At 66.3% G+C, this 11,470-nt stretch carries 13 protein-coding genes and 2 riboswitches; of the genes, 9 read left to right on the top strand and 4 right to left on the bottom strand.

What is annotated here, in order from left to right; genetic code table 11:
- Positions 1 to 197 (bottom strand): hypothetical protein (locus tag ABGA94_RS12375; protein WP_375367418.1); only part of this gene is annotated, 197 nt, incomplete at its 3' end.
- Positions 198 to 234: 37 nt separating this feature from the next.
- Between ABGA94_RS12375 and ABGA94_RS12370 the strand changes: the two genes are divergently transcribed.
- Positions 235 to 1,104, top strand: coding sequence for a hypothetical protein (locus ABGA94_RS12370; protein WP_181357742.1), 870 nt, complete (start codon positions 235 to 237; stop codon positions 1,102 to 1,104).
- A gap of 28 nt (positions 1,105 to 1,132) precedes the next feature.
- Here the strand turns inward: ABGA94_RS12370 and ABGA94_RS12365 are convergent, their stop codons facing one another.
- The gene (locus ABGA94_RS12365; RefSeq protein ID WP_005419661.1) at positions 1,133 to 1,750 is read right to left on the bottom strand and encodes a trimeric intracellular cation channel family protein; all 618 of its coding nucleotides are present in this window, start codon (positions 1,748 to 1,750) and stop codon (positions 1,133 to 1,135) included.
- Between the two features lie 84 nt (positions 1,751 to 1,834).
- Positions 1,835 to 1,938: riboswitch (glycine riboswitch) on the bottom strand.
- A gap of 13 nt (positions 1,939 to 1,951) precedes the next feature.
- Positions 1,952 to 2,041: riboswitch (glycine riboswitch) on the bottom strand.
- A 40-nt stretch (positions 2,042 to 2,081) separates the two neighbouring features.
- Here ABGA94_RS12365 and ABGA94_RS12360 point away from each other — a divergent pair.
- The 4 genes from ABGA94_RS12360 (at position 2,082) to imm9 (ending at position 4,038) form a co-directional block, all read left to right on the top strand.
- Positions 2,082 to 2,348, top strand: coding sequence for a GIY-YIG nuclease family protein (locus tag ABGA94_RS12360; RefSeq protein WP_375367416.1), 267 nt, complete (start codon positions 2,082 to 2,084; stop codon positions 2,346 to 2,348).
- Positions 2,349 to 2,419: 71 nt separating this feature from the next.
- On the top strand, positions 2,420 to 2,851 hold the full coding sequence (locus tag ABGA94_RS12355) for a nuclear transport factor 2 family protein (protein WP_032954574.1): 432 nt from the start codon (positions 2,420 to 2,422) through the stop codon (positions 2,849 to 2,851).
- A 3-nt stretch (positions 2,852 to 2,854) separates the two neighbouring features.
- A complete protein-coding gene (locus ABGA94_RS12350) occupies positions 2,855 to 3,310 on the top strand; it encodes a hypothetical protein (protein ID WP_095378175.1) in 456 nt (151 codons plus the stop codon).
- A gap of 251 nt (positions 3,311 to 3,561) precedes the next feature.
- Positions 3,562 to 4,038: an Imm9 family immunity protein gene (imm9, locus tag ABGA94_RS12345; RefSeq protein WP_262233449.1), complete on the top strand. Its 477-nt coding sequence runs from the start codon at positions 3,562 to 3,564 to the stop codon at positions 4,036 to 4,038.
- 180 nt (positions 4,039 to 4,218) lie between these two features.
- Here imm9 and ABGA94_RS12340 read toward each other — a convergent pair whose 3' ends face one another.
- Positions 4,219 to 5,499 (bottom strand): NAD(P)/FAD-dependent oxidoreductase, encoded by a 1,281-nt coding sequence (locus tag ABGA94_RS12340; RefSeq protein ID WP_329845511.1) that lies wholly within the window; start codon positions 5,497 to 5,499, stop codon positions 4,219 to 4,221.
- Positions 5,500 to 5,622: 123 nt separating this feature from the next.
- On the opposite strand from ABGA94_RS12340, the gene ABGA94_RS12335 reads away from it, so the two are divergent.
- Positions 5,623 to 6,402 carry an NYN domain-containing protein gene (locus ABGA94_RS12335; protein WP_005419652.1) on the top strand — a complete coding sequence of 260 codons (780 nt, stop codon included), beginning with the start codon at positions 5,623 to 5,625 and terminating at the stop codon, positions 6,400 to 6,402.
- A 111-nt stretch (positions 6,403 to 6,513) separates the two neighbouring features.
- Positions 6,514 to 7,134: a glutathione S-transferase family protein gene (locus ABGA94_RS12330; RefSeq protein WP_375367413.1), complete on the top strand. Its 621-nt coding sequence runs from the start codon at positions 6,514 to 6,516 to the stop codon at positions 7,132 to 7,134.
- A 96-nt stretch (positions 7,135 to 7,230) separates the two neighbouring features.
- Here ABGA94_RS12330 and ABGA94_RS12325 read toward each other — a convergent pair whose 3' ends face one another.
- The gene (locus tag ABGA94_RS12325; protein WP_005419648.1) at positions 7,231 to 9,408 is read right to left on the bottom strand and encodes a primosomal protein N'; all 2,178 of its coding nucleotides are present in this window, start codon (positions 9,406 to 9,408) and stop codon (positions 7,231 to 7,233) included.
- 413 nt (positions 9,409 to 9,821) lie between these two features.
- Here ABGA94_RS12325 and ABGA94_RS12320 point away from each other — a divergent pair, with 413 nt between their 5' ends.
- Together ABGA94_RS12320 and ABGA94_RS12315 are read left to right on the top strand one after the other, a co-directional pair.
- On the top strand, positions 9,822 to 10,826 hold the full coding sequence (locus ABGA94_RS12320) for a hypothetical protein (protein ID WP_375367411.1): 1,005 nt from the start codon (positions 9,822 to 9,824) through the stop codon (positions 10,824 to 10,826).
- Positions 10,819 to 11,400, top strand: a complete 582-nt coding sequence (locus ABGA94_RS12315) for a DUF3106 domain-containing protein (RefSeq protein ID WP_053496968.1) — start codon at positions 10,819 to 10,821, stop codon at positions 11,398 to 11,400. The genes ABGA94_RS12320 and ABGA94_RS12315 overlap by 8 nt, the downstream gene beginning before the upstream one ends.
- Positions 11,401 to 11,470 lie beyond the last annotated feature (70 nt).

Raw genomic sequence — 11,470 nt, 5'->3', positions numbered from 1 at the left:
ATGCGCCTGGCGCTGCGCATGAGCGACAGCGCCAGGTACATCGCCGGGGTGGTGTGGATCCCGACGAACGCGTTGGACTTGATGGATAGATCCACGCTATGCGTGGATTCCACAGTAGATCCACGCCATGCGTGGATATTGGCAAACCAGGCGACACGATTTCGGAAGAGTTGCATGGAGTCTTCCTGCAGCTTCATTCGAAGATTGCAGCCCTTGTCTGGTTGGACCCCGCCAATGCATGTTTTCCCGAACGACAGCTCTCTGGATTCAGCGTGCCGGTCGACTTCCAGTGAAGCTGCCAAGGCGCTCTTACGCTTGAAAGGCGGCCGGATTGCCGATGACGCGATCTCCGTCATCGAGGACTGGATCGAACCATCGTCTCCTGTGGCGACGGCGAGCCTGCTGGCTGAACTCGATGAAAGAATCGAGATCCATCGCAGCAATGGTGATCAGACGCTTCTGCGCACCACGCTGAAAGCGCGAGCGATGATCGCCGCGTCCACCGACGAAGAGCCTGGTGAAGATGCGCGGGAATCATCGTTCAGGATAGTACCCGCAGCATCCCTCATCGGAGACTGGCACTCGGACGTCGAAACGAGTTGCCTGATCGTTGATGGAGATCTGAGCGTCGAAGGCGTGCTGGCGCTCAATGACCTGGGCGAGACGTTGTGTGTAATCGTTCTGGGTAACCTCAGCGCCCGTAATCTTGACTGCGGCGGTTGGGTCTTTGTGCGCGACGATCTCGCATGTGAGCATCTCCATGCGTGCTCGCTCAACGACGGAGTTCTGGCCGTGGGCGGAAGTATGAGCGTGCAGACGTATCTCGAGATAGGCACATACACGCAGGTCGGTCTTGATCTTCGCGCCAGGTTCCTTTCCACCGTCCAGAACGAAATCGTCGTTGAGGGGGCGGTTCACTGCCCGGATTTCAGTAGACGATCCGATCCTGACTACCTGTCTGAATGGGTAGATCCCGAGCTTCTTGAGCGGGTCGAATCTGACAGCGATGGCTGTGAGAGCCCGTGGACCTTCTATCCTTCGGAGGCCTACCGGCAGCGCATCATCGCGAGCAGGAGCCCCATGAGTCCCAAGCTGCGCGATTGAGCCGGGCGCGTGCCCCGCCGTGCGAACCTCAATGCACTTCGTCGTGGTACACGAACTTCGGCATTTCCCAGCGATAGTGGATCGCCAGCAGGCGCAGCGCGAAGCCGCCGCCCAGGCAGCACAGGATCGCGGTGGCGTCGGCCACGCCCCAGTGCAGCAGCAACAGATACGCCGCGCCGGTCAGCAGCGCGATGATCGCGTACAGCTCCTTCTGGAAGATCAGCGGCACCTCGTTGCAGAGGATGTCGCGCAGCACGCCGCCGAACGCGCCGGTCAGCATGCCGGCGATCAGCACGATCGGCATCGCATGGCCGGCCTCGCGCGCGATCGAGCAGCCGATCAGGGTGAAGGCGATCAGACCCAGGCCATCGAGCACCAGGAAGGTGCGCCGGAAGTGGTGCATCCAGCGCGCCACCCAGGTGGCGATCAGCGCCGCGCACACGGTGAAACCCAGGTACTCGGGATGCTTCACCCAGCCCAGCGGGTAGTGGCCGAGCAGGATGTCGCGCAGCGAGCCGCCCCCGAGGGCGGTGACGCAGGCGATCATGACCACACCGAACAGGTCCATGCGGCGGCGGCCGGCAGACAGTGCACCGGTCATGGCTTCGGCGGAAATGGCAACCAGGTAGATGATGGACAGCAGCATGGAACAGGCTCCGGGCGCGGTGGGGCCGGCCATGCGCAACTGCCACCACTGCCTGCGCAATGACGGGATGACGATGACCGGTGCCGCTCCCGCTGTCCTTTTGCCTGAGAGTTCAGCGGCGTTGGCCGCGTGCCCCTTCGGCGGATCGTCCCGGGCGTGCCCGGTGACCTCTCTCCAGCTCGGCGAGTCGAATGCATGGTTGGTGGGATTCCAACCCACCGGCCTGAGCGATCATGGGAGCCTGCGCCTTCGGCGGGCGCCAGCGCGGCGCCACTCTCCTGCATTCGGGCGCCAGTATATCCGCTGCAGTGCAGCACGGCATAATCCGGGCATGGCCCCGTCCCTCCGCCCGTGGTTCCTGTACCTGCTCGAATGCCGCGATGGCAGCTATTACGCCGGCATCAGCACCGACGTGGATGCGCGTTTCGCCGCCCACCAGGCCGGCAAGGGCGCGCGCTACACCCGGGCCCGGCCACCGCTGCGCGTGCTGGCCGTGCGCGAATGCCCGGACCGGGCCGCCGCCTCACGCGCCGAGTGGCAACTCAAGCAGCAGCCCCGCGAACGCAAGCTGGCCTGGCTGCAGGCGCCGGTCCTGTAGATCCACGCCACGCGTGGATGGGCTACCCGGCCCATGCGATGATCGCCCCGCGCCCAGAGCTGGAGACCCGGATGTCCACGATCGCCCTGCTGTTCGCTCTTTCCGCAGCAACGAGCCCTGCCCCCGACCCGGCCACCATCGCGGCCATCGAAGCCACCTGCCACGACTACGTCGACGGCCAGCTGGAGGCGGACCCACAGCGCGTCGCCCGCTCCCTGCATCCGGACCTGGCCAAGCGCGCTGTGCTCGGCGATACACCCGACGAACGCCTGGGCCTGCGCCGGATGTCGAAGGAAGAACTGGTCTCGCTGACGAAGCAGGGCGCGTTGAAGACCCCGAAGGATCAATGGGATCGTCGCTGCACGGTGCTGGACGTGACCGGCAACGCGGCCTCGGTGCGGCTGGAGACCCCGTGGTTCGTCGATTACTTCCACATGGGGCGCTTCGACCAGCGCTGGGTCATCGTCAACGCGTTGTGGTATCCAAAGCCGAAGGCACAGTGAGCGATGCGTGCCGCCGGCAAAGCATGGATCTCTGTCGTCGTGCTGGTCGCCGGCATCGCGCTGTTGCCTGGCCTGCTGTACCTGCTCGGGCTGGCATTGGCAGGCGGTCGGCCGACGCCGGCCGAACGCGCGCCCAGTGGTGTGGCAGCGTGCAGCAGTGAACCACGCGCGGGATACCAGCCGATGAATCCCTGGCGTTTCGCCGCGCAGTTCTTCGACAAGGACGTGATGAAGAAGAAGGTGCCGGAAGTGGAGCGGGAGGCCTTCTGGATTGCCCGACGCCACCTGTGGCGGCAACCACAGCGCGGCATGCCGCGCTGGCATCTCAGCAGTACCGCATTGACGATCTGGATCACCCGGCATTGGAGTACTGCGCAGATTGCCGACACCGCGAGGAAGGAGGACTTCTGCCGGACCTGGTCGAAACGGCGGGTGCCCGGTGGCCCGATGAGGAAGTAGAGCCACGCGGTGTGCGAATGGTCCTACTCTCCGCTACGCTGTGTCGTATACGGCACTAAAGTGAATTCGTAGCACGAAACCTCTCGTTTGCCGCTGAGCAACTTGTCTGGAAGTCGCGACCGCGAAAAATCACCTTATCCCAGACGCCCGGCTTGATTTCATCCCGGTCTGTGGCCAGGCACAGTGGGTGGAATAGTTGCCACGAAAGTTGAATTGCGGAAGGCTGATGCCATCAGACAGACAGCACACTCATGAGAAAGCAGATCAGATGCATTGTTTCGAGCGAATCTCCGGGTGTCAGCAGAACGCTCGATATCTTTGAAATTAACCGTATGTTGGACTGCTACCTGCAGACGAAGATCGATCAGGTGAACGTTGCGGATCTGGGAGGTTGGCGATTGCAGATGTTCGTCGTCATCCGGAACACCGATTCCATTGGAGTTTTCAAACGCACGAGTCGATACCCCTCCGACATGGAGTTCTTGGTCAGTATTTCGATTCCGGTTCCCAGCATCAAGGTCGTGGGGTACGGCCTGCCCGACCATGCCATGTATGGACTAGGCTTCTTCCATCCCGTGAATGAAGCGAAGTCCCACGTCATCAATCCGCAGTTTGCAGACTACGCAGGGCTGCAGGAGTACTTCGTGGGTAGCGCTGAGCGTGCTATCGACATGGCATTTGATTTGGGCTTCAAGTGCAACGGGAAAGTGATTCGATACGTTGCTTGACGAGAGCGGCGGGAAGCACAGCAACCATTCCTGACTACGGCTTCTCAAAAATGCAGGAAGCTGACGCATGGATGAAGATGGGGGATGTGCGAGTACTCATCCACGCATGGCGTGGATCTACTGCAAGGGGTCAGAGCCCTTTCCTGCGGAAAAGGATCCGACCCCCCGTTGCATGCAGCCCTACCGCCTCGGCCGCCGGTCGTCGCGGTCATCACCGAAGATGATGCGCGCACTGCGCTGGTAGCTCCAATACGCGACCGCCCAGTTCAGCAGCACCACGATGCGGTTGCGGAAGCCGATCAGGAAGAACACGTGCGCGGCCAGCCAGAACCACCACGCCAGCACGCCCGATAGCTGCAGTCGGCCCAGGTGCACGATCGCGGCCATGCGGCCGATGGTGGCCAGGTTGCCGTAGTCCGCGTACTTGAACGGACCGGGTGCGGGCGTGCCGTGCAGGCGCGCGCGGATGACCTCGGCCACGTACTTGCCCATCTGCTTGGCGGCCGGTGCCACACCGGGAACCGGCTTGCCGTCGGCCTGGCTCAATGCGGCCAGGTCGCCGGCCACGAACAGCTCGGGGTGATCGGGCAGGGTCAGGTCCGGTTGCACCGGCACGCGTCCGGCGCGGTCCAGTGGCACGTCCAGCGTGCGCGCCAGCGGTGAAGCGGCCACGCCGGCGGCCCAGACCACGGTGCGCGCCGGTATGAACTGTTCGCCGAGCTTGAAGCCCTGGCTGTCGATGTCGCTCACCGGGGTTCCGGTCAGCACTTCCACGCCCAGTTTTTCAAGTTGGCGGCGCGCCTTCAGCGAAAGCACATCCGGGAACGAGGACAGCACGCGCGGCCCAGCCTCGACCAGCCGCACCCTGGCGCTGGCCGGGTCGATGTGGCGGAATTCGTTGCGCAGCGTGTGGCGCGCGATCTCGGCCAGGGTGCCGGCCAGTTCGACGCCGGTGGGACCACCACCGACGATGGCGAAACTCAGCCACGCCGCCTTCTTCGCCGGGTCCGGTTCGGCCTCGGCGCGTTCGAACGCCAGCAGCAGCTTGCGGCGCAGCGCGATGGCATCGTCCAGTGTCTTCAGGCCGGGCGCATCATCGGCCCACTGATCGTTGCCGAAGTAGGCGTGGGTGGCGCCGGTGGCCAGCAGCAGGCTGTCGTAGTCCAGCGTGCTGCCATCGGCCATGCGGATCTGCCGCGCCTGCTTGTCGATGGCCACCACTTCGCCGAGGCGGACTTCCACATTGCGCTGGTGGCCGAGGATGTGGCGCAGCGGTGCGGCGATATCCGGCGCGGACAGGCCGGCGGTGGCCACCTGGTACAACAGCGGCTGGAACAGGTGATGGTTGCGGCGATCGACCAGGGTGATGCGTATGCGCTCGCGGGCCAGGGCACGGGTGGCCCAGAGACCGGCAAAACCGCCGCCGACAACGACCAGGTGGGGAACGCGTTCGCGACTCATCGACTCACTCCAGTGGGGGCATCGGGGGAAGCGCCTGGCATCTTCGCACGGCGGCCACCTGTCACGTCAGCGCCGGCCCGGATCGGCGATACTCGGGTTCAGGCAACGGCCCGTGAGGAGCCCATGAGCGAACCGGAAAAGCGCATCGCCCTGTTGATCGACGCCGACAATGCGCCGGCCTCGAAGATCGACGAGGTCCTGGCGGAAGTCGCCCGCTACGGCGTGGCCAACGTGCGCCGTGCCTACGGCAACTGGAAGAGCCCGCGACTGAAGGGGTGGGAAGCGGTGCTGCATGAGTATGCGATCCGCCCGATCCAGCAGTTCGCCTACAGCAAGGGCAAGAACGCTTCGGACATGGCGATGGTGATCGATGCCATGGACCTGCTGTACGCGCGCAACCTTGATGGCTTCGCCATCGTCTCCAGCGATGCGGACTTCACCCCGATGGTGATGCGCCTTCTGACCGATGGCGTGAAGGTATATGGCTTCGGTGAGAAGAAGACGCCCGAGCCATTCGTCAATGCGTGCTCGAAGTTCACCTACCTGGAGGCACTGGGCCAGACCCATGCCAGCGTGCCCGATGCCGAACAGGCGTCCAGCGAGCAGGCCTCGAACGAGCCGGTGACCAACGACGATGCGCGTCCGCGCAAGAGCGGTGCGGAAATGCGCAGTGACACCCGGCTGGTGAAGATGCTGCGCCGTGCGGTGTCCGCGGCCGAGGGTGAGGATGGCTGGTCGCACCTCGGCCCGGTCGGCAGCCAGATCGGCAACCAGGCCTCGTTCGATCCGCGCAACTATGGCTACGGCAAGCTCAGCGACCTGCTGGCGGCGATCGGCCTGTTCGAGCTGAAGAAGGACGGCAAGTCGTCCTACGTGCGCGCGCTGCCAAAAAAGAACAGGTAGTGCCTGCCGCTGGCCGGCAATGCCCGGATGCCAGATCCCGCATCCGGCACGCACATCTCCGCCCGATCAGGCGTATCGTTGCCGCTCGCATTGCCAGCAAGGAAAACCCGCATGTTGAAGATCTGGGGCCGCCGCAATTCCAGCAACGTCCGCAAGGTACTGTGGTGCGCCGAGGAAATCGGCCTGACGTACGAATCCATCGAAGTCGGTGGCAGCCATGGTGGTACGCAGACCCCGGAGTACCAGGCGATGAATCCCAACGGCCTGGTGCCGGTGATCGAAGACCACGGCTTGCCGCTGTGGGAATCGAACACCATCGTGCGCTACCTGAGCGCCCGCTATGCACTGGGCACCCTGTACGCTGAGGACCCGATGGAACGCGCCCAGGCCGAGAAGTGGATGGACTGGAGCACGTCGCGGATGGCGCCGCTGTACAGCGACCTGGTCTGGGGCATCATGCGCACCGCGCCGGCCGACCGCGATGAAGCGCGGATCAATGCCGCCATCGTGCGCGCCGGTGACTACCTGGCGATGGCCGACGCTACCCTGGCCAGGCAGCCGTGGCTGTCGGGCGAGAAGTTCGCGATGGGCGACATCCCGCTGGGCTCGCTGGTCTACGCCTGGTACGAGCTGCCGATCCAGCGACCGGAGCTGCCGCATCTGGCTGACTGGTATGCGCGGCTGCGTGAGCGCCCGGCCTACCAGCGCGGCGTGATGTCGCCGCTGACGTAAGCGAAGGCGTCCGGGGTCAGAGCCCTTTTCTGCGAAAAGGGATCCGACCCCAGGGCATCGGGGTCGGATCCCACCCGACGGGTGGGCTCTGACCCCTCAATACAGGTCCGTTGGATCCACATCCAGCGACCAGCGCACCTTGCGTGCTTCCGGCAGCGCATACAGCTGCGGAACCAGCTGCGCGAGCACGCCATGCAAGGGTGGCCGCTGCGGCGCCGACAGCAGCAGCTGTGTGCGCTGGTAGCCCGCGCGCCGCGGCATCGGCGCCGGCATCGGGCCGTACGCCTCCACCACATTCTGCTCGCCCAGCAACTGCCGCGCAGCCAGCAGGAACGCATTGGCGTGCTCGACCTGCTGCGCTTCGGCGCGCATCAGCGCCAGGTGCGCGAACGGGGGGAACCCTGCGGCTTGCCGCTGGTTCAACTCGGCCTGCGCGAACGGGTGGTAGCCACCGCTCACCAGGGTTTCCAGCAGCGGGTGACCCGGGTGATGGGTCTGCAGCCAGACCTCGCCGGGGTCACGCGCACGTCCTGCACGACCGGCCACCTGGATCAGCTGCTGCGCCAGCTTCTCGCTGGCGCGGAAGTCGGCGGAGAACAGGCCTTCGTCGATGCCGACCACCACCACCAGGGTCAGCTTCGGCAGGTCGTGGCCCTTGGCCAGGATCTGCGTGCCGACCAGGATGCCGGGCTGGTCGCCCAGTTTCGCCAGCTGCTGCTCCAGCGCATCGCGGCGTGAGGTGGTGCCACGGTCGATGCGCACCACCGGGAAATCGGCGAAGGCGGCGGTGAGGTGTTCTTCCAGGCGTTCGGTGCCGATGCCCTGCGGCTGCAGCGCCAGGCTGCCGCAGGCCGGGCATGCCAACGGCGCCGGTTGGCGCGCGCCACAGTGGTGGCACTGCAGGCGTCGGCCGCCGCCATGCACGGTCATCGGCGCATCGCAGCGCTGGCAAGGCGCGGTCCACCCGCAGTCGTGGCACAGCAGCACCGGTGCGTAGCCACGGCGGTTCTTGAACACCAGCACCTGCTGGCCACGCTGCAGGTGTTCGCCGATGCCGGCCAGCACATCGGCCGAGAGGCCATCGTGCAGCGGCCGCTTGCGTACATCGAGGATGCGCACGCGCGGTGGCCGCGCATCGCCGGCGCGCTGCTTCAGGCGCAGGTGCGTGTAGCGCCCGGCGTAGGCGTTGTGCAGCGTTTCCAGTGAAGGGGTGGCGCTGCCGAGCAGCACCGGAATGCCCAGCGCCTTGGCGCGCACCAGAGCGAAATCGCGCGCGTGGTAACGGATGCCGTCCTGCTGCTTGTAGCTGCCGTCGTGTTCCTCGTCGACGATCAGCAGGCCGGCCTGCGGCAATGGCGTGAAAACCGCCGAGCGGGTGCCGACGATGACCCGCGCTTCGCCTCGGGAGGCGGCCGCCCAGACGCGCGCGCGCTCGTTGTCGTTCAACCCCGAATGCAAGGCGTGCACGGCGATGCCCAGGCGGCCGCGGAAACGTGCCAGGGTCTGCGGGGTCAGGCCGATTTCCGGTACCAGCACCAGCGCCTGCCTGCCCTGCGCCAGGCAATGGATGATCGCCTGCAGGTAGACCTCGGTCTTGCCGCTGCCGGTCACGCCGTCCAGCAGGAACGGCTGGAAGCCGTCGGCAGCGTTGATCGCAGCCACCGCCCCGGCCTGGTCCGGGTTGAGCGTGGGGCCGGGCAGCGGCTGCGCATGCTGCGGTGCCACCGTCATCGCCACGCGCTCGGCCAGCTCGCGCTTGGCCAGGCTGCGTGCAGCGGTGCGCCAGTCGGCCATGCGTTCGCCGAGCACGTCCTCATCCACGATCGCTCCTGCCAGCAGCTCGGCCAGCTGCCGCGGACGGCTTCCGGCGCGCAGCTTTTCGCGCTGGGCGTGGCCTTCGGTGGTCAGCTGCCAACCCCAGTGGTGGGTGTCGGGCAGGGCCTCGCCATGGCGCAGCGGGCCGGGCAGGGCGGTGCTCAGCACCTCGCCCAGTGGCGCATGGGTGTAGCGCGCCAGCCACTGCAGGCTCTGCCAGAGTTCGCCCTGCAGCAGCGGCTGCCGGTCGCACCAGGCCAGCGCCTGGCGCAGTCCCTGGCCGTCGTCGGTCTGGCCGTGGCCGGCCACCACGCCGACCAGCTCGCGGTTGCCGAACGGCACCTTCAGGCGGCAGCCGACCGCGGCCGTGGGGCCATCGCCCTCCGGCGACAGGTAGTCGAACAGGCGGGGCAGGGGGACGGGCAGGGCGACCTGCAGGGTCGGAATGGGTGAAAGCATCGGGCCAGTGTAACGGGCCATGCGCGCGCGAATGGCAGGGGGCAGACGTGCCCGGGCGACGACCGTTGAATCATAAATGTCACCTAAATATCGGTGTCCATTGGAGATTCAGGCTTATCCACATGTTCTGTGGATAACGTTGTGCGTTACCGGTCGACGGCAACCCAGGAGGCCGATGGCGACGAGCTCACGCTTGGGTTGGTCAAAAAATCGCCACACTTAAAAGGCATTCAAAATCAACAACTTGAGTGTGAAACATTGCTGAAACAGAGTGAATTCAGCTGCATGCCGCAATTTCCCGCGCGGGGAGCGTGGTGCTGTGCACAACCTGCAGCACGAAGTGCCTGTGGGCGCAAGTCCTACGGGTGCCGATGGGCTGCCGCTATCATGCCGGCAGACCTTTGGAGTGACCGATGACGGCTGTGCCCGCCCCTGTTTCCTCGACCGCGGCCGGCGCGCTGTCGGCGTTCCTGCGTGGCGTCGAACGCCGCGCCCTGGTGGTGGCTGAACTGCAGTGCGGCGATGCCGCGCGTGCCGAGCAGACCCTGGTGGCAGTGATGCGCGCGTTTGCAGCGGTCGCCAGCGACCTGCCGATGGCGCAATGGCCGACCCGCTTCTGGACCCTGCTGGGCCAGCGCCAGGCGCTGCGCGAGCCGGCGGGCGGGCAGTGGGCCCCGTCGTTGGCCGCGTTGGGTGCGATGCCGCCACTTCCACGACTGGCGCTGCTGCTGCGGGTGGGCGGCAGCCTGGACGAGGGCATCGCCATGCGCGTGCTCGACCAGGACGAGGCCGGTTACCAGCACCTGCTGGCCGATGCCTGCCCGCGTGATGCCCAGGGCCGGCCCGATGCCGTGGCCTGGCGCCAGTTGGCCGAGCAGGTACAGGCACGTGTCCGTGACCTGCCGGCCGCACGCCTGCAGCAACTGCAGCAGCCGGCCGCACCCACCACCCACAATGAAGCACCGGCCTCCAGCTGGCGCGCACCGCAGCGGGACGAGCGTGCGGCCGCCAACGGCAAGCGCCGCCGCGCGAATGCCAGGCCGCGCTGGCGCGGTCCGCTGATCCTGCTGGTGACCGTGGCGGTACTGCTGGCCGCCGCGCTGGGGTGGCGCCACCTGCAGGGACATTCGTTCGGCAGCGATGCACCCTTGCCGGAGGGCGTGGTGGGCGAAGCCGGTCCGGTGACCGTGGAAGCCCTGCCACCGAGCAAGGTGGACGCCACACCGGACGCGGGCCAGGCGCAAGCCAATGATGACGCAGCGATGCTGGCAGATCGCGACTACCCGCTGGTCGCCGATGCCGACCTGTACGCGTGGACTGCCGCGGGCGGCCCGCTGCCGGTGGATGAATCGCAAGCCAAGCCGAGCCGGCCGGAGCCGGCCAGTGCCACGCCGGAAACGGCTGCCGCCGATGAATAAGTACGTGCTCGCCAGCTTGCTGCTGGCCCTGCCGCTGTCGCTGTCCGCCGCACCGCAGCCGTTGAGCGTGCCGTTGCCGCCACCGGTTCCGGGCAGTTCGCCGGCCACGCCGGCGTCGACCGCTGCAACAGCACCTGCCGAATTCGTCCAGCTGGATGCGCAGCAGCAGCGACAGCGCCGTGCCGACTACGCCGCCTGGCGCGCATTGCCGGAAGCAGAGCGCGAGCGCATCCGTCAGGCGGCTGCGCGCTTCAATTCGCTGCCGGCCGATCAACAGCAGCGCATGCGGCAGCAATTCCAGGCGCAGGATCAGGCGTTCCGCGACGGATGGCGGCTGGGCCCGCAGCTGGGCCTGGAATTCCCCAAGCTGCACGGACTGTTCGGATTCGTGCCACCGGAGCAACGCGAGACCGCGCTGGCCGTGCTGCGCCAGCTCAACCCGGCGCAGCTGGCCCAGCTGGCCCTGGTCGCGCAGCGCACGCCGCCGCAGGAACGCGACACGGTACGCAGCGCCTTCCTCGCCGTGCCCGCCGCCGAGCGCGACAGCTGGCTAAAGCGCCAGGCCGGCCAGTAGAAAAGGGGACGGAGGGGATTAAGTCGTATCAGGCCAGTCAGTGCCGAATGCGACTTAATCCCCTCCGTCC

This window comes from Stenotrophomonas sp. 3diitr2024, from assembly GCF_042136455.1.
GTDB classification, from domain to species: domain Bacteria; phylum Pseudomonadota; class Gammaproteobacteria; order Xanthomonadales; family Xanthomonadaceae; genus Stenotrophomonas; species Stenotrophomonas sepilia.
The sequence above is the reverse complement of the archived record's forward strand: the minus strand, read 5'-3'. Positions and strand labels throughout refer to the sequence as shown.